This is a genomic window from Fundidesulfovibrio magnetotacticus (genome assembly GCF_013019105.1).
Lineage (GTDB): Bacteria > Desulfobacterota > Desulfovibrionia > Desulfovibrionales > Desulfovibrionaceae > Fundidesulfovibrio > Fundidesulfovibrio magnetotacticus.
Genome location: NZ_BLTE01000006.1, coordinates 183,606 through 205,795, shown reverse-complemented (window position 1 = coordinate 205,795; position 22,190 = coordinate 183,606). Strand labels below are relative to the sequence as shown.

15 protein-coding genes, 1 tRNA gene and 1 pseudogene are annotated in these 22,190 nt (G+C 55.6%); 7 read left to right on the top strand and 10 right to left on the bottom strand.

Features of this window, described 5'->3' with window-relative positions; translation table 11 throughout:
* Positions 1-733: 733 nt before the first annotated feature.
* Both NNJEOMEG_RS08590 and NNJEOMEG_RS08585 read left to right on the top strand, forming a co-directional pair.
* Positions 734-1,219, top strand: coding sequence for a BLUF domain-containing protein (locus NNJEOMEG_RS08590; RefSeq protein WP_173083374.1), 486 nt, complete (start codon positions 734-736; stop codon positions 1,217-1,219).
* A gap of 273 nt (positions 1,220-1,492) precedes the next feature.
* Positions 1,493-2,791: an EAL and HDOD domain-containing protein gene (locus NNJEOMEG_RS08585; RefSeq protein ID WP_173083372.1), complete on the top strand. Its 1,299-nt coding sequence runs from the start codon at positions 1,493-1,495 to the stop codon at positions 2,789-2,791.
* Positions 2,792-2,837: 46 nt separating this feature from the next.
* Here NNJEOMEG_RS08585 and NNJEOMEG_RS08580 read toward each other — a convergent pair whose 3' ends face one another.
* Positions 2,838-3,236, bottom strand: coding sequence for a response regulator (locus tag NNJEOMEG_RS08580; RefSeq protein ID WP_173083370.1), 399 nt, complete (start codon positions 3,234-3,236; stop codon positions 2,838-2,840).
* Positions 3,237-3,340: 104 nt separating this feature from the next.
* Complete coding sequence (locus tag NNJEOMEG_RS08575) at positions 3,341-4,270, bottom strand: sensor domain-containing diguanylate cyclase (RefSeq protein ID WP_173083368.1); 930 nt, start codon at positions 4,268-4,270, stop codon at positions 3,341-3,343.
* A gap of 539 nt (positions 4,271-4,809) precedes the next feature.
* On the opposite strand from NNJEOMEG_RS08575, the gene NNJEOMEG_RS08570 reads away from it, so the two are divergent.
* The 3 genes from NNJEOMEG_RS08570 to NNJEOMEG_RS08560 all read left to right on the top strand — a co-directional run bounded on the left by NNJEOMEG_RS08570 (position 4,810) and on the right by NNJEOMEG_RS08560 (position 7,945).
* Complete coding sequence (locus tag NNJEOMEG_RS08570) at positions 4,810-5,286, top strand: bacteriohemerythrin (protein WP_173083366.1); 477 nt, start codon at positions 4,810-4,812, stop codon at positions 5,284-5,286.
* A 158-nt stretch (positions 5,287-5,444) separates the two neighbouring features.
* A complete protein-coding gene (locus tag NNJEOMEG_RS08565) occupies positions 5,445-6,596 on the top strand; it encodes a sensor histidine kinase (protein ID WP_173083364.1) in 1,152 nt (383 codons plus the stop codon).
* Positions 6,597-7,123: 527 nt separating this feature from the next.
* A complete protein-coding gene (locus NNJEOMEG_RS08560; protein ID WP_173083362.1) occupies positions 7,124-7,945 on the top strand; it encodes a hypothetical protein in 822 nt (273 codons plus the stop codon).
* A gap of 628 nt (positions 7,946-8,573) precedes the next feature.
* Here the strand turns inward: NNJEOMEG_RS08560 and NNJEOMEG_RS08555 are convergent.
* The 4 genes and pseudogenes from NNJEOMEG_RS08555 to NNJEOMEG_RS08540 all read right to left on the bottom strand — a co-directional run bounded on the left by NNJEOMEG_RS08555 (position 8,574) and on the right by NNJEOMEG_RS08540 (position 12,083).
* Positions 8,574-9,071 carry an integrase core domain-containing protein gene (locus tag NNJEOMEG_RS08555; protein WP_173083360.1) on the bottom strand — a complete coding sequence of 166 codons (498 nt, stop codon included), beginning with the start codon at positions 9,069-9,071 and terminating at the stop codon, positions 8,574-8,576.
* A 102-nt stretch (positions 9,072-9,173) separates the two neighbouring features.
* Positions 9,174-9,257 (bottom strand): annotated as a pseudogene (locus NNJEOMEG_RS21135) (hypothetical protein); the annotation flags it as partial.
* A gap of 279 nt (positions 9,258-9,536) precedes the next feature.
* Positions 9,537-10,028 carry a chemotaxis protein CheW gene (locus NNJEOMEG_RS08545; protein ID WP_173083358.1) on the bottom strand — a complete coding sequence of 164 codons (492 nt, stop codon included), beginning with the start codon at positions 10,026-10,028 and terminating at the stop codon, positions 9,537-9,539.
* Positions 10,029-10,043: 15 nt separating this feature from the next.
* Positions 10,044-12,083 carry a HAMP domain-containing methyl-accepting chemotaxis protein gene (locus NNJEOMEG_RS08540; protein ID WP_173083356.1) on the bottom strand — a complete coding sequence of 680 codons (2,040 nt, stop codon included), beginning with the start codon at positions 12,081-12,083 and terminating at the stop codon, positions 10,044-10,046.
* 991 nt (positions 12,084-13,074) lie between these two features.
* Between NNJEOMEG_RS08540 and NNJEOMEG_RS08535 the strand changes: the two genes are divergently transcribed.
* Complete coding sequence (locus NNJEOMEG_RS08535) at positions 13,075-15,891, top strand: response regulator (protein WP_173083354.1); 2,817 nt, start codon at positions 13,075-13,077, stop codon at positions 15,889-15,891.
* A gap of 144 nt (positions 15,892-16,035) precedes the next feature.
* Here NNJEOMEG_RS08535 and NNJEOMEG_RS08530 read toward each other — a convergent pair whose 3' ends face one another.
* The 4 genes from NNJEOMEG_RS08530 to NNJEOMEG_RS08515 form a co-directional block, all read right to left on the bottom strand.
* Entirely contained in the window at positions 16,036-17,652 is a 1,617-nt protein-coding gene (locus NNJEOMEG_RS08530; RefSeq protein ID WP_173083352.1) for a sensor domain-containing diguanylate cyclase, read from the bottom strand.
* Between the two features lie 94 nt (positions 17,653-17,746).
* Complete coding sequence (locus NNJEOMEG_RS08525; protein WP_173083345.1) at positions 17,747-18,541, bottom strand: hypothetical protein; 795 nt, start codon at positions 18,539-18,541, stop codon at positions 17,747-17,749.
* Positions 18,542-18,646: 105 nt separating this feature from the next.
* Complete coding sequence (locus tag NNJEOMEG_RS08520; RefSeq protein ID WP_235956888.1) at positions 18,647-20,029, bottom strand: DUF1254 domain-containing protein; 1,383 nt, start codon at positions 20,027-20,029, stop codon at positions 18,647-18,649.
* An 865-nt stretch (positions 20,030-20,894) separates the two neighbouring features.
* A tRNA-Leu gene (locus tag NNJEOMEG_RS08515) sits at positions 20,895-20,981 on the bottom strand.
* 136 nt (positions 20,982-21,117) lie between these two features.
* On the opposite strand from NNJEOMEG_RS08515, the gene NNJEOMEG_RS08510 reads away from it, so the two are divergent.
* Positions 21,118-22,059: a bifunctional riboflavin kinase/FAD synthetase gene (locus NNJEOMEG_RS08510; protein WP_173083341.1), complete on the top strand. Its 942-nt coding sequence runs from the start codon at positions 21,118-21,120 to the stop codon at positions 22,057-22,059.
* The last annotated feature ends 131 nt before the right edge of the window (positions 22,060-22,190 follow it).

Here is a 22,190-nt window from a genome sequence, read left to right as displayed (position 1 = left end):
GGAAACTGGGTAACCCCTTCGTTTTCGTTCTTAGCCAACATCCGCCAACAAAAGCTGTTGGCACCCCCAGGCTGAGCTGATCCAGCGAAGCACAATCACACCTGTTTGAGCATCCCAGAAGAATGCCTCTTGAAGAAATTCAAGAGGTTGTCTTTTGCTGCGTCGTTTCGCTGTGTATTCAGGTTTTCTCCTGGAGAAGACGGAGCGGAGCATGAGGCCCTTGGCTAAGGGGCTCTTGGGTGATTTTCAAGCGGTGGTGGGCATTAGGTCTTGCTGCTCCTGCGCTGGGTATTCGGAAATGCTCCTGGAAGTGATGAAGGGCTGGCCGGGGCGGAGCAGGAGCGACTTGGAAAACGATCTTTTGATTAAAAATCAATGGGATATGGGTGCTTGGGCTACTTGCTGGTCATGGACGGCTACGTCGGTTTGGACATTTGGACTTTTTCGGTGCATTGATGGAAATAGAAGGAGGACAAGGAAGGATCAGTGCCAGTGTATCCTCATCATTTTCTCAGTGAGCGAACAACGGCGCAGGGTTTGACGCAGGTACAGCCGAAGAGAGTCACATGGGGTGTGCTTTTTACCCTGCCGACCGTACGATATGCAGTGAATGGGTTTCAAATGCTGTCGCTTAAGTTCTTTAAAACAAATTTGAACGTCAGTATAGGGCCGGTCGTTACAGCCTATGTTCAAAAAGCTTATGATTTATAAAATATAAAAATGAGAATTTAAAATGGCTAGCAATGAAAACAAACACCCGAACAGCTCGGTCTTGCAAGGAGAAAATCTATACGAAGTAATCTACGCTAGCAACGCAACGCATTTGATGTCTCAAGATGACTTAATTCAACTTCTTTTACAGTGCCGCAAAAACAATCCACCGCTTGAACTTACTGGTATGTTACTGTATCGAGCAGGATACTTTCTTCAGGTGCTGGAAGGCCCGAAAGAATGTATAGATCATATGTATCATAGAATTGCAAAGGATGTGAGACACAAAAATTTGTCTCTCCTCGTCTATGACAAAATACTTAGCCGAAGTTTTTCAGAGTGGAGTATGGGCTTCGTTGCGGTTGATAGCCGTTGCGAGCAACTTGAAGAATTTTTTAATTTACTCTACCGAAATTTGCTTGAAAACAAGATGTCTGAATGTAAGCAGTCCGTTTATAATATGTTCAAAGAGTTCAGGTCAGGCTCTTTAAGAGGACTTATAAAGTAGTTTTTCATCATCTTTTTGCAAGTGCTTCTGCGTCACCATGAATATAATCAATTCTGAATCAGTAGCGCAAAGCGTCCACATATAAGAATTTTTGCTTATTGAAATGTGTCTATTGCCTTCGGTCCACAATCGGGACTTGCTGCGAAGAGTGCGAGTTGGGAGCCTAGAAATGCGAAGGGTCGCAGGTTAACCCGGGTTCGGGTGATCCTAATGTGCTTCTCGGGTGGCAAAGAGTACCTATGAGATTGGATTTCCTCTGCAGGAGTACTGACAATGGCTGAAACTGCAAATTTGCTTGGTAGAGGCCTCATAAATGCCGAGAGTCAATCTGCGGCATCGCCTTCAGAACGAGCTGAATGCTGCGTAGTTTTTTCAAGTATGCCTATTTTTGACCACAGCAAGAACATCATTGGGCGAGAGCTGTATGGATGTAACCTCGGAGATGAGTACTCAAAGAACGCACCTGGTATTTTTAACAAAAATATAGTTGATGAGATCAAATCAATTGCCGAAAGGCATGGTAGACTTGAATTTATTTCCGTAGATATCCCCTTGGAGCATTTGACCGATGACGTACTGGACATGCTTCCGTTAAACCTCTTGGTCTTGCCCATTCATTCGAAAACAAAACCTGATGACACGTTTTCTGCAAAAGTTAAGTTCCTAAAAGAAAAAGGGGTTCGATTTGCACTTAAAGGGTGTCAGCACGACACTAACATTGGGGCTTTCGGACCTTTGTGCAATTTTATCAGCGTGAACATGTCAGAAGCGCATGGGTTAAATCTTAACATTGTTAAGCTCCTCAAGAAGCATGGATTTAAGGTCATAGCTGGCAGTCTCAATGACTGGCACACATTTTCTGCGGCTTTAGACGCGGGCTTTGATTGTTTTCATGGCCAGTTTTTTGCGAAACACGATGCAACGAAGGCGATTAAAGCAAAGAGTCTGCCCCAGGTAAAACTGAAACTCATGAAAATGTTTTCTGGGACCACGGACTCAGTAGATATTGAAGAACTTTCCAAGACGATTTCGCTGGACGCTGCACTTTCTGTCAAGTTGTTGAAGTTGGTTAATTCCTCTGCTTTCAGCCTGCGCTATCCTGTAGATTCAGTAAGGCAAGCCGTGCAGCTGGTCGGACTGGATCAACTTAAAAAGTGGGTGACGGTTGCACTTCTATCTGAGCAAGACGGCAGTGACAAAGGGCTGGAAGTAATGTTTTTGGCTTTGCACCGCGCACTCTTTTTAAATCTATTGGCAGACACTGGGGCGCTAAACTGCGACGGAGAGTTGGCTTTTATGCTTGGCCTTCTTTCTTGTGCGGACGCGATATTTGGGGTTGAAATGTCCATAATTGTTGACGACCTCAAGCTGTCAGATTCATTAAAATCCGCCCTGAATAGAGAGGAAGGCGGCGAGTTTACTTGGATCATAAACATGCTTGAATATGTTGATCAAAACATGGTTGATGAGTCAGTCGCTATGATGGCTCGTTATGACATAGACCGACTGCTCGCTGCAAAATTGTATATGAACTCATCTCGGATAGCTAAAAGCCTGCTCCGCGATGTATAGAGACGTTTTGTTTTATCTACTGCATGCACCAGGGAGTTGCTACATATCAAGAGATCAGCTTCAATTCTTTAATGAGCTGTATGAACGCACATTTGTCGATCGGCTTTGCTACGTATGATGTAGCTCCGCCTTTGTAGTACGCCTCAATTACATTTTTTGGATCATCCAGCGCGGTAGTCATGATAATTTTTGCTTCTTGAATAGAAGTAATGCATTTTTCCTTTTCGATTCTGCGAATATGTTTAAGCGCAATCTGGCCGTCCATCTCGGGCATCATTATATCCATACAGACAAGGTCGTAAGGAGTGCCCTCCTCCAAGGCCTTCGAGAAAGCTTCAATAGCTTCCAATCCATTGACCGCGACATCCGCCTCACCGTAGGGCTGTAGTATTCGTTGTAAAAGCTTTCTGCTGGCAAAATCGTCCTCAACAACTAGAGCTTTCATTTATGTCCTCCGGTTGCAGGTAGCGCATTGGCTATTGTTTACTTGATTTTCTTCAAAGGGGGCCTTCCGCTTAGGTATTACCTCGGCAACACCCGTATACGCTGTTATCCTCGTCCTGGAGAGGGAAGTTCGTTAGCAAATACACAGCGATTTTTGCCGCCACGTTTGGCTTCGTACATGGCGGTGTCGGCTAGTCGCATTAGTTCCCTTGGGGCATTGGCGTCATGTGGAGCTATAGCAATGCCGATTGAAGCGCCAACTTGTACGTCTGATTCATCAATCAGGACTGGTTTATTTATCGATGTGATAATCATTTTAGCCAAACGTTCAGCACCGTTAGTTCCACAATTTTTCTCTAAAAGTATGAACTCATCGCCTCCAAGTCGGACACAATAATCTTGATCGCTGACAATAAGTCGAAGACGTTCTGAAGCTATTTGCAATAAGTAATCTCCTGCTTGATGTCCCATGCTGTCATTGACGGACTTAAATCCATCCAAGTCAATAAGGAAAAGGGCAAGTGGCTGATCTTGTCGTCCTGCGTCTTCAATAAGTTTTGGCAAATTGTCGAGGAGGAAGAGTCGGTTTGAAAGTCCTGTTAAGGTGTCATGGTATGCGGCGTGGCTAAAGTCTTTGACGTCACTTATGTCTTTTACGACGCAGTAAATTATTTCGAGTTCCGGCGAATAGTATATATTCCAATTTAGTCGCTTGTAGCGATCGTCAGAGCATCGAAAACGAAAGGCAAAGGTAGTTGCTCCTTTGGCGCTAGTAATTAGGCGTTGAAACCTAGCCAAGACAAGTTCGCGGTCCTCGTAGTCCATAAACTCGAGGAGGTGCTTGCTATTCAAATCTTTTTGGGAGTGGCCTGTTGAACGTTCCCAGATGCTGTTTGTGGTTAAGATTGAGCCGTCAATCCCGATAACCATCGCCATATCATAGCACAGAGTCATCCAGGCGTAACGCTCAATGTCGAATAACCTTGCTAGGTATTCGCTGTCTGCACCTTGTTCAATATGCTCTTTGAAGTTCATACAATCACATCTCGAGAGGCAAATATCAAATGATTTAGAGCCTCTACTCGAAGAGTCAACGTCTTCGATAGGCGTTACAAGCTACCCCTTGCCCCATTGTCTACCCCGTCCTCTTCCATCCTCCGCTCCACTGTCATTGACCGAGCTAGTGTAGTCACCCTGAATGGCGTTTCTGAATTTGGGACACGTTGTAAATTTAGTCTATTTCACCGGAACCGGCAACGTTTGTCATGATGAATGCTCCAGGCCTGCATGATCTGTAGCCTGTCCAAGCCGTGACGTGGGTCTGAAGGGGATCAGCCGGAGAGAGTCACAGGGGCCTGTGAATTTGGGCTGCCCCGTTTGTCTCCTGGGGCTACCCCGCCCCTTCCCCTCGGTCCTGCCCCGGACCTCCCTTGGAATCGCGCGGACATACATTTTCTGAGGAATTCCATCTGCTTTGCCTTGCCCTTTTCCTGTGGAGTGTGAGATGTTTTCATATCTTTCAATGGCCATAGATTTGACCCAGGCTGTGCAGCAGGATGAACGGGAGCGCTTCGATGCCACTCAATACTCCAGAAAATCTATGGAAACCAGAATATCTTCTTGATGTTGGAAGTATGGATGAGCAGCATAAACATTTTTTCAAAATCCTTGATGTGTTGTCCAGAGTCATTGGCGAGGCGGGGCGAGATATAATAAAGAATGCTCATTTATACTCTATCGTATGGGAAGTAAGAAGGTATTCCCAAAAACACTTCCATGACGAAGAAACACTACTCCAAAAGTATGGGTACCAAGGGTTCTCTGACCAGTGTTCCGAACATGACAAGTTTCTACGATATATTCTTGAATACATTAACGATAAGATGAAAGTATACGAACTCGTTCCTGGTGATGCGATATCAGATTTGAACCTTGGACTTATGCAGGAGCTGCTTGAGTATACTCAGCAGTGGTGGGCTGATCATATATTGAAGAAGGATGCACTGTATGTAGACTTAATCAAGAGTAATAAAAGAGTTAAGCCTATTTGATGACGATTGGTTGATGAACTGTTCAGATGCACCCCAGGAAATAAAAGAAGCGCGAGGGGTGGCCGTGCTGGGTTGAGGCGCCTCTCAATGAATTGCGCAGTGGCCTCCAGCTATTTCGGCAAACATTTTATGTGTTGATCACGAAGGATAGGTCTGAAGTGAAAGAAACGAGTGGGACTCAATTCGCCCCTGGAGCGCGATTAACGATTCAGGCTGTCAAGGAAGAGCACTCTGAGCTTTCTAAGCATCTCTGTTCAAAATACTTCGACTTTTTTCCTTTGCCCTTAATGGTAGTGAATTCACATCGCCAAATTGTGTTCAGCAACCAAGCCTTTTTAAAAGCTTTTGGTGTTGATAATCTCGACAACTTTCTGGCGAAACGTCCTGGTGAGGCCATGGGGTGTATTTATTCAACAACAGGGGAGAATGGCTGCGGGACTTCTGCCCACTGCCGTGAGTGCGGAGCTGTTCGTGCGCTCATGGAGAGCATACTTGGAAATGTCAACGCAGAACACGATTGCCAACTCCTCCTAAAGAGCGGCACTGATACCAGCGCGAAGGATTTACGTGTGTTTGTTTCGCCATGGGAAGCAGGTGATGATACATATTACGTCGTCACTCTCATGGACGTCGAAGATGAAAAGCGTAGACGTGTACTGGAGCGGATTTTCTTTCATGATATACTGAATTCAGCAAGTGGCTCAAGTGGCTTAATTGATATGCTTCTTGACGAAGCTCCTGAAGAGATGAAGGAAACCATTGGCGTTGTTAGGTCTTCACTGTTTGGAATGATCGAAGAAATTCAAAAGCAAAAGCAACTATTGTCTATGGAGCGCAACGAGTTTACTGTCACTGCGATAACGTTGCAGGGATTGGAGATTGTAAAATCGATTTCTTTGGAGTTTCACTCTCATCCTAAGACGATTGGTAAGCAGATTTGCGTTGACAATAGCAGTGTAAATGTAGCGGTGCATACAGATTTAGCACTTCTTCGCAGAGTGATAGTCAACATGCTCATGAACGCCCTTGAGGCCACGCCTAGAGGGGGAACCGTCACTCTGGGGTTGAGGAAAGAAGACGGTAAGGCTGTTTTCTGGGTCAAGAACAGAACGGTTATGCCTGAATCGGTCAAACTCCAGATTTTCAAAAGATCATTCTCAACCAAGGGACATGATCGAGGTTTGGGGACCTACTCAATCAAGCTCCTCACAGAGAAATACCTTGGAGGAGAAGTCGGTTTCTCTTCTGAAGAATCCGATGGTACGATCTTCTGGGTGAAACTCAATCAGGCGGAACCAATCCCGGATTGAGTTTTTAAAGATCTATAAAATATCCAGTCTGTGAACTTGAAAAAGCTCGACTGCGTAAACTCCTCAAGAAGTTCTACAACGAGAAACGTCCACCTCCCCACATCCGGAGCGATCTCTCCCTGCGGCCAACGTATAAAGTCCCATCTCCTTCAAACCATCCTTGGCCCCAATGGGATTCGAACAACCCTTTCTGGAGTTTCATTCGGATCAAGACCCAGAGTCTCAACTGATCCAGGGATAACGTCGAGGCTACAGCGCCCTTGCCTACCGTCAGAGCAGAATGGTAACCGTGGACATGGACACGTTGCTGCTGATCGTCGCTGGCGTCGTCGCACTTGCTCTGATGGGCTTGGCGATCAAGCGTGTCATGGGGAAATCGGAATCTCGGCCAGAAGTACGAATCCATTTTGACCAGTACAGGGTCAGACCTGTCCGCTTTTCCACCGATGCCAGCAGAAGGCCGTATAGTCATTAATCTCGAACAAAGAATAAATCGGAGAACTGACGAGAGATTGTATGTATCCACCGTGACAAACCAGAGAGATGAGAAAGAGATTTCACCAGTTGTTTTTATTGTTATGCAAAGCGTTACGCTAAACATACCTATGCGTGTCGAAATACCATGGAGAGCGCTTATAAAAGGTGGGCGAGATTTAAGGGGAACCTATTCAGTTTATGCACACTTCCTTTTTTCTAGCGACAACAAATACTACGCGTATTATGGCATAACAAAAAGAGGTTGGAATACTCGTTTTTCTGAGCATGTGAAATGCGGCATCAGTGATGAATCTAAACGGCTATTTCCAAAAACGATGAATTCCTTGATTCAGGCAAAATTAAGTGAAATGAACAATATTCCTGTTAATGTCCCGAAATTGGAGGGAGTTGTTACCTCGATCTGTGCAGTCGGCTTAAATACTGATCAAGCTATGGACACTGAGGAGTATTTGGTTGACAAGTATAGTTTGTCCTCGAAGCATGAATACGGATTAAATATGATACCAGGCGGATATGAGGGTATCCGATGTCTGCACAGGCTAGCAATATTAAAAGAGCCAATGCATATAGATACTGAAGAGCGAGAGTTATTACTCGAAAAGCATCTAAAAGAACACCCGCAACTTGGTATACCTAATCCTGGCGTAGCAGCAAAATGGAATGATCCACAATATGCAGAGGCTGTAATTTGTGGCAATGAAAATCGTCTTAAAGCAGAGCAAGTCCGACAGATTCGATATTTAGCAGCGATTGGAAATGAAATTGATGTAATTTGTGCAAAAGTCGAAATTCATGATTTCGAACGAGTTAAGCGGGTTGTTAAAGGCAGAACATATTCTCGCATCCAATAGATGTCTGTAGTTATGTATTTTTTAAAACGAGTTTGTAAAGTACTCATGCAGTGGTCGGTTCACAGGGGTCTATGAATCAGGACCAGCCCAAGCTCCGTTGGCTGCCCTGTGGCTGTCTAGCCACTGCCGCACCAACTGCGCAGCCGCTGCCGCCAAATACCTGTTGGCGTCACGTTGGCAGGACCGCCACTGAAAGCCACAATTCCGTTGGCAGGAGCCAAAAGGTTAGGTTGGCAATCTTTGGCTGTCCAACAAAAGTCTAATTATTTCAATAAATTGTTGGCATGGCATTCAAGAGGTCGTCGGTTCGATTCCGTCCAGCTCCACCACACATTTCAAGGGGTTACGATGAAAATCGTAACCCCTTCTGCTTTTCTAAAATCCCATTGTGAAAGATTTGTGAAAGACAAGACAGTAAAAATCTCGGCAATAAACGCCGATATTTCAGCATGTTGTGCCATCATTTTTTCACCGTTTTTTCACTCATATTCACGTCTCTCTTCGCTCTTCACGCAGAAACGCTAACGCTCAAAATCGCTCTCAGACGAGTTGTCGATTTTCGACTCACTATGAGTCGCAAAATCAGTCTTGTAGCGGTCCAGTGTTTCTTGGTCAATTTGCCGTCGAATTAAGCCGCCCTGCCAAGAGCTGAAAGGAGTTTCTCCCTGTGCTGCTCGGGCGTCCTGTAGCCGTGCCGTCCGACCCTCCAGCGGGTGTTGTATGTTTCCTTGAAGGCCTGGAGGCCTTGGCGCAGGTCCTCGACGGTCTGGAAGGCCCGCACCCAGAGCAGATTTTCCTTGAGGATTAGCACGAAACGTTCGGCGATGCCGTTGCCTTGGGGCTCGCGCACGTAGGAGGGCGAGTCCTTGATGCCGAGGAAGGCGAGCTCCCGCTGGAAGTCCTCCGAGATGGACTGGCTGCCATGGTCATGGGGCAGGGTCAGCCCGGCCGCCACATCCTTGCCGAGCGCGCCGAAATTACGGCGCACACCTTGCCGGATCGGCTCCAAAGCTTCGAGCCTGGTCCCGCGCTTGACGGCATGGATGCCCACCAGTTCCAGCGAGCAGTGGTCGATAGCGAAAAAGATCGAGGCGTTGCCTTCCGAGAGGGCCATGGTCGTGGTCATGTCGATGCCCCGCCACTGATTCGGCCTAGAGGGCCTGGGCTTGTGGCCGGTCGGCTTTCGCTTGGCCTTAAGGAGCTGACTGCCGCGAAACGCGAGGCCGTGCTCCTTCATGAGCCGGTGCACACGGTTCTTGCCGACGATCAGTTCATCAACGAAGCGCTGATGAGCCCAGATTCGCCGGTAGCCCCAGAAAGGATTGTCCTGCCCCCGGTTTGGTGAAAGATCGCGCTAACTGAGTTTTCGTGGCTGATTCCGAGGAGGAGATCGGCCATGAAACGTCGCAAGTGGACCCCACGGCCCTTGCGGCGGGAAGGGGCGGCATCGGGCCTGAAGGCTTGGCGTCCAGGCCCTCGGCGGCCTCCCCGAGCGCGTCGCCGGAATCGTGCTGACGCCGCCGGACCGGAACGCGGCGCGCCGCGGGGGGGGGGGCATCCGACGCGCATGCCCCCCGCGCGGAATCTCACGTCACGCCGCGCTCTGGGAGTCCTCCCCCGCGACGTCACGCACCTGCAACTCGTCCTCGGTGAACACCTTGTCGATGTCCAGGATGATGATGAAGTCGTCACCATGCTTGCCGATGCCCTGGATGAAGTCGGCATGGACGGAGGTTCCCATCCTGGGCGCGGGCTCGATGTCCTTGGGTTCGATATCCATGACTTCCTTGACCGAATCGGCAAGTGCGCCCAGGACCGTCTCCTGGCCGTCCATGCGCACCTCGACGATGATGATGCAGGTGTTCACGGTGCGCCTGGTCTCGGGCATGCCGAACTTCAGGCGCACGTCAACCACGGGTACGGCCCGGCCGCGCAGGTTGATCACCCCGCGCACGGCTTCCGGCGTGCGCGGGACCTTGGTGATGGTCGTATATTCCAGCACCTCGCGCACCGAGGCTATGTCCAGGGCGAACACCTCTTCACCCAGGGTGAAGGTCAGGTATTGGTTCGTGTTCTCGCTCACGGAGTACTCCCGGGGCTAGAATTTCTCGAAATCGTTGTCATGATCGGCCGCCCCCAGGTCGATGGAAACGCCCTTCCCGGGCTTTGCCCCTTTCCTGGCCGCCGGGCGGGGGCGGCCGACGGAGGACGTGCCGTGGGGGAGGGCCTTGGGAGCCGCGGGCCTCGAGCCGTGGTGGGAGCCCTTGAGCTTGAAGAAGCTCACGGTGGAAAGCAACTGCTCGGCCTGGCTGGAAAGTTCCTCGGAGGTGGAGGCCATTTCCTCCGAAGCGGAAGCGTTTTGCTGGATAACCTGGTCGAGCTGCTGGATGGCCTTGTTGATCTGGTCCGCGCCCGCGCTCTGCTCGCGCGAACCGGCGGCGATCTCCTGCACCAGTTCGGCGGTTTTCTTGATGTCGGGCACAATGGCGGAGAGCATGTTCCCCGCCTTCTCGGCCACGGCCACCGATTCGGTGGACAAAGACGAGATTTCGGCGGCCGCGTGCCCGGAGCGTTCGGCAAGCTTGCGCACTTCGGCCGCCACGACCGCGAATCCCTTGCCGTGTTCACCCGCCCGGGCAGCCTCGATGGCCGCGTTCAAGGCGAGCAGGTTGGTCTGGCGGGCGATTTCCTCGATGATGGAGATCTTCTCGGCGATCTGCTTCATGGCGCCCACGGTCTGGGACACGGCGCGCCCGCCCTCTTCGGCGTCCCTGGCGGCCTTCATGGCCATGGATTCGGTCTGCACGGAGTTGTCGGCGTTCTGCTGGATGTTGGAGGTCATCTCCTCCATGGAGGAGGAGACTTCTTCCACGCTGGCAGCCTGTTCGCTGGCGCCCTGGGAGAGGGATTCGGAGGTGGCCGAGAGCTCCTGCGCCCCCGAGGCCACGTTGTTGGCCCCCTCCACCACTTCGCCCATCACTTCGTTCAAGCGTCTGGTCATCTCGCGAAGGGCGTCGGCCAGCATGCCGATCTCGTCTTTCTGGTTCACCTGAAGGTCCAGGGTCATGTCGCCTTCGCTCATCTTCTGGGCGAAGGTGACGCCCTGGATCACGGGGCCGGTGATCCCCTTGGTGATGAAGAAGGCCACGGCCACGCCCATGATCAGCGCGATAACAAGCCCCACGGCCATGATGGTGGAAGAGGCGGACAGGCTTTTGGAGGCCTCGTCCGTGAGCTGTTCGGTCAGCTTCACGCCGTAGGAGGAGGTGTCCGACGCGGCCTTCAGCACGTCCTCCGCCACCAGGTTGCGCGTCTTGGTGGCCTCCTCGCTGGCGAGCGAGTTCTTCACGTAAGCCAGCATCGCCTCCTTGTAGGCCTCGCCGGCCTTGCGGATGTCGTTCAGCTGGCGGATGTTCGCCTCCAAGCGGGTGATGGCCCTGAGTTGCTGCTCCTTGGCGGCGATGATTTCGAAGTTCTTCAGCCCATCCTGGATGATCTTCAGGTCGCGGTGGGCCTGCCCCTTGAAGTTGGCCACCCGTACGGCATTGCCAGCGTCTATGACGTCGTTGATGATGTTGATCTTGTCGGCGCGGTCCTTGATCTTTGCGGATTCCGCCGTCGGGTTCCCCAGGAGCTCGAAGAGCGCCTTCTGCTGGGACTCCAGATACATCACGCAATTCTTCATGAACACCTGGGCACTCTCGTCCATGGTCTTGCGGTTGGCGTCCATGGCATGCTCCAGGGCGTAGGACTGCTCCGCCAGCTTCTTCCATTCAGCGACCTTGGTGCTGGCCTTGTCCGCGTTCTCCTTGAGCTTGACCAGGTTCGGGTACTTCCGGGCAAGCTCCCTGGCCTGCTGGAGCGCCTTGTCCACGTCGACAAGTTCCTTCTGGGTCTCCTTCCAGAAGGCTTCATCGCCCGTGTAGACGAAGCCTCGCATGGCGAACATGGTCTGCAGCGAGGAGCGCTCGACTTCGGTGGCAACGGACACTTCGGGCGCGACCTCCTGGGCCAGGCGTTCTGCCTGCCTCCCCACGGAGAGCATGTTCACCATGGCCATCCCGCCAAGGAGGCCTGCGATAAGAATGAGAATGCCGAAACCAAGGCCGATCTTCACCCCGAGTTTCAAGTTTTTCATGGCAACGCCCTTCATTGGAAAGTTTCATCCGGGTACGACTCTGGACTGCCTCGCCTCGAAGCGACTCGGACAAGCCGAAGGCTTCTGCCTCCTGGGCCCAGGGCCGACCTCCTGAAATGTAAACCGCCACTGTACCGGAGGCCACCACGCTGGAGAGAGCTTCAACCTTACACGGCAAACGTCGCATGGTCTACACAAGCGAACAATATTTCGTCATACATGGAGTAAGTGACACAATTCACCAAGGGGCTACTGAATCTTAATTAAAACCATTTTGGGGAACAGTGGTGAAAGGCAAAGGCATATGAAAGGATCATGATGCTCCGCAGAGTCACGCCAAGGCGCAGTAACAGTTGGCTGCAGTATGTATAGACATTGCTGATAAACGGATATCGTCCGGCGTTTTCCTGTCAATCTTCGTGAGACATTGTGTGGGAAGTCAGCCGCTTCCGGCGCGCCCGGGCTGCTGCAGGCGTATGCGCCTGGGCGGTCTGGAAGCCGTCTTCGCGAGTGGCGTCGGGGGGGGATGGGTAGAGATTTTGGGCAGCCGCGCGGGACGATCAGCGTTGCCGGTGCACCCTGGTGGCGGCCCCCACCCCGGGGCGATGGAGCGCCGGGCCGGGACGTCCGCTCTCGTCCGGGTGGGCGCCTGCAGGCGCGAGGCATGCGGCAAGGCCTTCCGGCGGGAGGCGCGGCGGACAGGCCCCCCGAGTATTCCCCGATGATTGCATGAAAGTTGAACACTCTCTACAGAGGTGGCATTCTCCTCTTGAGTGGTGTATGAAAGGAAATAAGGCCTTTTGTGTCGGGTAGTGTTGGTGAATCGTGTTTGTGCAGCAGGACATGGCAGGCGTATAATTATAGCCGGGAACGGTGCTTGATGTCGAAAATTGAAATCGCTGCCACGGGTAGTATCGACGATATCACATCCATTGCCCAGGCTGTTCGGCAGGACAGGGGCCTTTTCTATGCGGTGTTAAGGTGTATGCCGATGCCGTATCTGCTGGTGGATGAATGTGAACGCGTTTTGCAGACAAACACGGCGTTGCTTCAGATGCTCCAGATGGAAGGAAGCGCCGATGAATGTGTTGGGAAGAGGCTCGCGGAAGTCTTCTATGGAGACATAACGCATGAGACAGTCGTCAGCAAGAGTATCCAGCATGGTAAGGTTTTCAAGAACATTGATGTTCCTGTTACTGGCAGGCGCGGGGCAAGGTTGAGCATAATAGCCAATGTTTTCCCACTTTATGATCTCAACGATGTGTGCATCGGTGGGATGTGCATCTATATCGACCGCAGCCAGAACAAGCAGATAGAAGAGGCTCTGCTTGAGAGCCAGCAGAGAAACCTGAAGCTCATTCAGAACATGCACTCAGGAGTTGTCGTCCATGCTCCTGATTCAAGCGTGCTCATTGCCAATGAGCACGCGTCGAAGTTGCTGGACTTAACGGTCGAGCAGATGATGGGCAAGACTGCCGTCGATCCCGCATGGTGTTTCATGAGAGAGGACCGGACCCCGATGTCCGTCGAAGAATACCCCGTATCAGTGGTGTTGTCCTCCCTACAGCCCGTGCGCAATATGACGCTTGGCATTGTCAGCCCGAATCGAAGCGTGCCTGTATGGGTTTTGGTTGATGCATTCCCGGAGTTCGATTCTTCCCGGCGGCTTGAGCAGGTTGTGGTCACGTTTGTCGACATAACAGAGCGCAAACTCGTCGAGGATGAAGGTCGCCTCAATGAGGCGCGCCTCTTGAGTCTCGTAAGCATCTTGCAGCGCCCCTTCTCGTCCGCTCAGGATTACTTGGATTTTGCCTTGGCGGAGGCCATCAAGTTGACGAGCAGCAAGATCGGGTACATCTACCACTATGATGAGGAAAAGAGTCATTTTATTCTCAATACCTGGTCGAAGGATGTGATGCGGGAATGTCGCGTCGCGAAGCCGCTGCAATGTTATGAGTTGAGCAAAACGGGCATATGGGGCGAGGCCGTAAGGCAGCGCAGGCCAATTGTCGTCAATGATTTCGGCGCACAAAACCCGCTCAAGAAAGGGTATCCTGAGGGGCATGTGCATCTGGAGTCGTTCATGACGGTGCCGGTCTTCAGGGATGAAAAGATCGTCCTTGTTGTGGGTGTCGGCAACAAGTCGTCAGAGTATACCAGCGCGGATGTCTATCAATTGACGTTGATGATGGACTTCGTGTGGAAAGTTCTTGCCCAGAAAGAGTCTGACAGGGCGCTGCAACAAAGCGAGGAAGTGCTGAGAGCCGTCATCGATCAGACGCCTATCGGCATGCATCTCTATCATCGAGACGATGGCGGGCTGGTGTTCTTCGGCGCAAATCCCGCTGCAGATGAAATTTTAGGAATTTCTCATGAGAAGTTGAAGGGGAAAGGTTTCCTGGAAGCATTTCCCGGATTGATCGGGACGGACATCCCGGAGCGCTCCATGGATGTGCTGGAGACAGGGGTGAGCTGGCATACGGAGCAGGTGGTCTATGAAGATGCCAAGGCGGCAGGTGTTTTCGAACTGTTGTGCTTCCGCCTGTCCTCGGAAAAGCTCGCGGTCATGTTCATGGACGTCACCTCGCGAAAGAATGCCGAACTCGAGATGCTGCGCGCCAAAGAGGCCGCAGAATCGGCCAGCCTCGCCAAGTCGGTTTTTCTGGCGAACATGAGCCACGAAATCCGCACGCCCCTCAACGGCATCCTCGGCATGCTTCAGGTGTTGCAGGGGGAGGTGTCCGACAAGGACCACCTCGAGTATGTTGATTTGGCCATCAAGTCCTCGAAGCGTCTGGCTCGTCTTCTTTCGGACATACTTGACCTGTCGAGGGTCGAATCCGGGAAGATGCCGACGACCAATGAACAATTCGAGCTCTCCCAAGTCAAGGAATCCGTTCTGGAGCTTTTCCAGCACGAAGTGGCGAGCAGCAGGGTGAGGCTCTCCTTCGATTTCGCGGACAACGTTCCGATGCTGTTGATCGGTGACGAGGGAAAGATCCGCCAGATCTTGTTCAATCTGGTCGGCAATGCCCTGAAGTTCACGGAGTCTGGTCATGTTTGTGTCGAAGCGTTCACGGTCCCGCACTTGAGGGACGAGTTGGTGCGCGTCGTGTTCTGTGTGAACGACACGGGCCCCGGAATACCAGATGATGAAATCGTCAAGGTTTTTGAGCCGTTTGCGCAGGTCGAAACCACCTACATACGCAAGCATCAGGGGGCTGGGCTCGGCCTGTCGATCGTGCGCAGGCTTGTGAGCACCCTCGGAGGGTCCATCTGCGTCGACACCGAGGTGGGAGCGGGTTCAACCTTTTACGTGTCTATCCCCTTCAGGAACACGTACCATGAGGCCCTGCAAACGATTCACATGGCATCGAGGCCGGCCGGCGCCCTGTCTTGCGAGAAGCGAATCCTCTTTGCCGAGGATGACTCGGTGACCCGGCTGGTCACGAAAAAGTTGCTGGAAAAGGCGGGTTACGACGTGACGCTCGCCGTCGACGGCAAAGACGCCTTGGAAAAGCTGGCGTCCAAGGATTTCGATCTGATCCTGATGGACATCCAGATGCCCGAGATGGACGGACTTGAAGCGACCCAGCACATACGATTCAAACACCGCTTCGAATTGAAGCGGGATATTCCGATCATAGCCATGACCGCCTACGCGATGGCCGGCGACAAGGAGAAGTTCCTGGCGGCCGGGATGGACGACTACATTTCAAAGCCTGTCGAATGCAAGGAACTCGTGGGACTGATCGAGAAGGTGATGGCGTCGCGAGCCATGGCGTCCCAAACCACGGATATCGACTGACCCAAAGGCGGCAGCGCAGTGTCTGAGCCGATTGCCTGTTGCATGCAGGCCTTCTTTGCGCGGATCGTCGCCTGACGCTTTCGCCCCTGCCGCGCTACGCGCCGGGAGCGGGGAGTGCGCCCGCAAGACGGCAAATCGTCGCGCTCAGCAGACGTGCCCTGTTTCGACGGGGGGCGCCTCCAGCATGGCGTAGCAGTCCCTGCCTCGGGATTTCGCCTGGTAGAGTGCCTCGTCCACGCGGCAGTAGGCGGCGTCCAAGTCCATCCACGCACGCTGGTCGATGACGATCGCCCCCAGGGAGAGGGTCAGGTGTCCGTAGGGGCTGGCCTTGTGCGGCAGCTTCAAATCGCGCACCGCCTGGTTCAACTTGGCAAGGATCGGGTGCAGGGTCTCCTGTTCGTGCAGGGTCACGAGGATGAGGAACTCCTCCCCGCCCACGCGGAAGGCCAGGTCCGTGCCCCTTTGCAGCGTATTTTCCAGGGCTTCGGCCACTCCAGCCAACGCCCTGTCTCCCTTTTGGTGCCCGTAGGCGTCGTTGAATTTCTTGAAATAATCCACATCAGCCAGGATCATGCCCATGCGCACCAGGCCGCGCCGCGCCGCATCGAAGTGATAGGACGCGATCTCGTCAAAATGCCTGCGGTTGAACAGTCCTGTCAGACCGTCATGGATGGAGATGTCCCGGACGCGCCTGGCATGGCGCGCCAGAAGCGCCGAAAACAACAGGACGGACGCAATCAGAAGCATTCCGATGATGAGCGCGGCCTGATCTTTCAGGGCATCCTGCAACAGCCTTCTCTCGTCGACAGCGAGTTCGATGCGCCAGGGGACGAGCTTGAGCGGGAGGCTGTGGAATTCATACCCCTTGGCGCCGTGCGGGATGTTAGCAAACGTGTGGCGCGCCAGTTGCTGCCCGTCATCGCTGACCAGGACGGCATTCACGCCCGGCAGCGGGTACATGTCCATGATGTACTGGAGATTCTTGACGGAGACGTCGATGCTGACGCTCCCACGGAAGCTGTCCCCCTGGTAGATGGGCGCGCTTACCGTGGCCATCTGGCCTTTTCCCGCCACGTCCGTGTAGGGTTTGGTCCAGAAGGTCGCGCGCGACGGGTTGGCCTGCGGCGTCGCGCCGGTCAGGAACTCCATTTCGAGCAGGTCGGGGGTGAAGTAGAACTCTTCCGCCTCCTCGGAGGGGAAGAGGTACATGAAGGCATTGGCCGATGTGTAATAGACCCAGGGCGTGTCGGGGCTTCTGTCCCGAATGGCCCGCATGAGGGGGGCCAGGGCTTCGGCCATCCGCATTTCTTCGACCACGGGGTCGTCGGGGCCGGGCGTCCGGCCCAGCCCCACCATCCGGCCATGGGCCTGGCGGTCCTCATCCTTCCCCGGGGGCAGCGCGGCGTACCCGTCCCGCTCCGGAAGGCGGCGCAACCGGTCCGCCGGATTGCCGGGGCGGGTCAGGTAGCCGGAGAGGCAGCTCTCCGCGACGTTGCGCATGGCCATAACGTTGTAGACGTGGCTGTCCAGCTCGTGGTCGATGTTCTTCACAAGGGCCTGCCCGGCGGCGATCGCTTTCTGCCGTCCTTCGGCCATGGTCTGGCGGACGCGGGCGGTCGTCACCAGGATTCCGGCGGCAAGCACGGCCACCAGCACGGCCAGGAGGACGCCGACGAGCCGTGCGGCGAGGAGATGCCGCAGCCGTTGCGCCAGCGGAAGCTTCATCGGGAATGCGTGGGATGCTTTGGTACGGATTGGCATGGCGCCTTCCACTGCATGGAAAAGAACGGTTGCGATCGGATGGCCGGTTGTGCCGGGCCTGCGCTCCCGGGCGGGAGTTTTCCCCGGTCCGACGTCAGAACGTGAAGGCCGCGCCGAGGACCGGCCCCGACAGGACGGCGTCGAACTTGAAGTAGTCCTTGCCGCTGCCTTCGGAGTGGTTCACGCCGACCGCGCGGTAGCCGATGAATGCCGTGCCGTGGTCGCGGAAGGTGTAGCCCACCAGGGCCATGGCGTCCCACGTGATGGCCGAACTGATGCCGAAGCCGCCGACGCCGCCGCGCAGTTCGGCCTTCCAGGCGTCCGTCAGCTGGAACTGCACCCGCGCCCCCACAAAGGGGTCCACCCAGCTTTTCTGCCTGAAGATCGAACGGCTGTTGAAGGGCGAATCGCTCTTGAGGTGCATGGCCAGGCTCCAGATGCGCGCGCCGGCCAGGAGGTCCAGGCTCGCGGGCGCGGCCCCGTCCTTGCCCAGCGCGGCGGTTCCCACGCGCCAGAACCCGGCCACGTCGGAGAGGAACAGGCCCATCTGCCCGTCCAGGGAGACCCGTTTCCCCGAGGACTGGTCGCCGAGCTGGGCGTAATTGACCTCTCCCAGGAGCCCGAAGGTGTCCCGATAGAGGATGTCCGCGTGGAGCATGCCCGCGATGTTCAGGTATTTGGAGAGGTCGGCGAAGCTGGAATCGACGGTCGTCTGGGCCCCGCGCACCCCCACCGTGCCCGAGAGGCCCGTGAGCCAGGCGTAGGGGGCCAGGGTGACCTTGAGGTCCCCGCCGGGAGGGGTCGGCGCGGCGGCTTGGGCGGCAACGGGACATATCGTGAGCACGAGAAGCGCTGTCAGGATGAAACACCTGGCCGTGGTGTTCGGCATAAGGCCTCCAGCCGGTCGGGTTGGGGTTGGCGCGAAAGGGGCGAGAGGCCCCGAGGCCGGGTCTTCGACACGAAGACCCGGCCGGAAACGATCCGTCGGGGCGCGTCAGTTCACCTCTTTGACCTCAGGAATGACCCATGATCCGTCGAGAATCGAGGGGTTGGCCTTGCTCGGCCAGTAGAGCCGCAGCATGAGGACGAAGGTGTCCTTGGGCGCGGGAAGCCAGTTGGATTCCTTGTCCGGCCCGGGATTGTCGTGCTGGATGTAGAGGTCCACGGAGCCGTCGGCGTTGGGTTTCAGGTTCTGCCTGGCGCTGATGCTCTGGCGGTTGAGGGGGTTTTTCACGAAGAAGTAGTCCTTGTCGTACATGGTCAGCGACCAGAAGCCCTCCGCCGGGGGGAGCTGGCCCTTCTCGAAGCGCATCACGTAGTTCTTCCCGCCGTGGTACGATGCGAGGACGTTGGGGCCTTCGGAGGTCGGGTAGACCGCGTCCTGGGGGAGGTTCGCGCCCAGGCCGATGGCGGTGATCAGGGCGCGCTGGATGTAGTTGACGCCGTAGTCGCCGGTCTTGGTGGTGAAGGCCCAGCCGTTCTGGAGTTTCATGTCGCCCGCGAGGACGCCTTCCTTCATCCAGAGCATGATCCGTTCGAAGCCGATCTTCGGGACCGTGGCGAACGCCTCGCGCGCCAGGGGGCTGAGCCTGTTGCCGTCGAAGGGCTGTCCGGGCACGATGCCCAGCCTGGCCATCTTGGCCAGCATGGGCTTGTCGGCCGGGGCGGGCGGGTTGTCCTTCAGGAGCCTGGCCAGCAGGTTGAAGTAGTCGTGCGCGCTGAGCGCGTTGACCTGTTCGCGCACCGCAAGCTTCATGTCCAGGGAAGGATCGACCTTCCCGGCAGGGGGCGTGTAGGGTTTGCCGTAGGAGCTGAGCGGCACGAGCGCGATCTCGTCCTGCAGCTTGTGCACGGTCTCGTAGTCCTCGGGGGTGCCGGTGCAGTAAATGCGCCCGAGCAGCCACACGATGTTGGTGGGCGATTTGTACTCCTTCACGCCGTCGGGCAGCTTGCCGTTCCAGCCGGGGCCGGTGATGGCGTATTGCTGCGGCCCCGTGCCGGTGGTGCGCTTGCCGGGGGCCTGGAAAACGTTCGTCCAGCCGTCGAGCATGGGGAAGAGGTAGTAGCGGTCCTTGGCGTCCGGCAGCGTGAGCACGTAGGGCTCGCGACCCACGTCGATCCACGCCGTGGTGTAGAGCGTGTCGGCGTTGGGCGCGGTCACGTCGCGAAACTCCGCCGTGGGGTACTCGCGCATCCGTACGAACTGCCCCATGGGGGCGTGCGTTCCCTGGGGCTTCTCCACGTTGGTCATGACGCGCCGGGTCATTTCCATGGTCACGAGCGGGTAGCCGTAGACGTAAGCTTCCACTCCGAGCGCGACGGCCTCCAAAAGGTTCTCTTTCGCCTGGCCCGCATTGAAGGGAAGAAACAGGGTCATGAACGACACGCAGATGGCAAGTGCTGTTTTCCTGGAAGCTCTCATTGGCCTTCTGTCTCCTGTCGATGGTGTTTGGGGGACGATCCGCGTGGTCTGTTGCGTTTGCCAGTACTGCCGTTGAATGACGTGATCGAACTGCCTGGGCGAAGAACGCCGTTTTGGGGCGTACATTTCGAATCGCGACGCCGTGCGGGCCAGGGGCTCGAAAGGACCGCCTCGGAAATGGAGCGCATTTCCCCCCGCGCCCGGGAGGAGCAACCCCGCCTGACCGTACGGGGAGAGACGCCTGCTCGCAGCCCCGTCCCCGGGGTGGGTGGGGCGGCCTCGCCCGGGGGGCCGCAGGTGTCCCGGAAGAGGATGTCCTCGCGGATCAACCCGGCTTCAGCCGGACGGACAGCCAGGCGGGGGAGAGTGGCCGGGATGAAGTGACGCGCCGCAATGCGAAGCATGAGGACTCCTTCCGGATCGATGCCGCGATGCGTTCGAGCGACCGATTGCCGGATGGTCCTGCGGTCGGCCAGTCAACCTCCAGGCCTCGGCCCGATCGGGCTAAGGCAAAAAGTGGGAGAATTTAACTTAAGTAATATTAAACCACAGCTTTGCTGCCGATGCAACAGCTTCCGGTTTTCGCCGCGATGATCCCCGGGACGGGCGCGGCGTTCACCGGTCGGGCAGGCCGGGGGGCGGCGTCGGCGGGCATGATGAATGCGCCGTTCTGGAGGCTTGGGGCGATGCAGGGATGTCTGTGGCGGGGGAGAAGGCCTGCGACGGGACGCCTCAGCCCTCGCGGACGTGTTCGGAAGTGGGGCGCCGCGCCGAGCGCCAATGCAAAAAGGCCGGACATTGCTGTCCGGCCTTATGCTTTTGGTGCCGAAGAGAGGACTCGAACCTCCACGGAGTTGCCCCCACCAGACCCTGAACCTGGCGTGTCTACCAATTCCACCACTTCGGCGTCGGGAGACGTGTATCTATACGCGGGCCGCCCCCTTGGCAAGCGTTTTTTCGCCCCGGGACGAATTTTCCCCGGTTGATGGCCCCCGCGCTTTGCGCTACCTAGCTTTTCGCCAAACCGGCCCACCGGATACCCCATGATCGTAGCCCGCACCTTCGACGACCTCGAAGGAGTCCTCAACGGCTCCTGCCTCACCATCGGCAATTTCGACGGCGTGCACCTGGCGCACCAGAAGCTCCTCGCGCGCACCCGCGACAGGGCCAAGGCCCTCAACGTGGTCAGCCTGGCCGTCACCTTCGAGCCGCACCCGCGCAGCGTGCTCACCGGCAAGAACGACCCGCCGCGCCTCACCGCGCCGGACGTGAAGCTGGAACTCATCGCCGACACGGGCATCGAGGCCTGCCTCGTGCTGCCCTTCACCCGCGCCTTCGCCTCCCTCGAGCCGGAGGACTTCGTGCGCGACTGCCTCGTGCGCGACCTGGGCATGCGCGAACTCATCGTCGGCCACGACTGGGCCTTCGGCAAAGGACGGCGCGGCGACTACGAAACCCTCTCCGCCCTGGGGCGCTCCATGGGCTACCTGGTGGAACGCCTGGACCCTGTGCTCCACGACGGCGCGGTGGTGAGCTCCACCCGCGTGCGCGACATGCTCCAGGCGGGCGACGTCTGGGACGCCAAGCCTCTGCTGGGCCGCTGCCACAAGGTGCGCGGCGAGGTGATCCACGGGGCCGACCGGGGCGGCAAGCTCCTGGGCTTCCCCACCGCCAACGTCAAAAGCCAGGACCAGCTCCTGCCCCGCTCGGGCGTCTACGCCGTGTGGGTCTCCCGGGCAGGGCAGACCTGGGCCGGGGTGGCCAACATCGGCATCAACCCCACCTTCGGCGGCAGCCAGCTGAGCACCGAGGCCCACATCTTCGACTACTCCGGCGACCTCTACGGCAAGACCGTGGACCTCCACTTCGTCCAGCGCCTGCGCGGCGAGCGCAAGTTCCCCGGCATCGAGGAACTCAAGGCCCGCATCGCCGAGGACATCCGCCTGGCCAAGCGCATCCTCGCCGAGCCCGAGGCCGCGCTCTAGCGGCGCGCGTATGAAAAACATGAAGATGTTTTTCATTATTTAAATGAATGGTTTTGCCTGGTTATCTTGAAAATCCGCAGGGACGGATTTTGAGGGCGCACCACGAGCGGCGCGCTCCGGCAGGCGGGGAC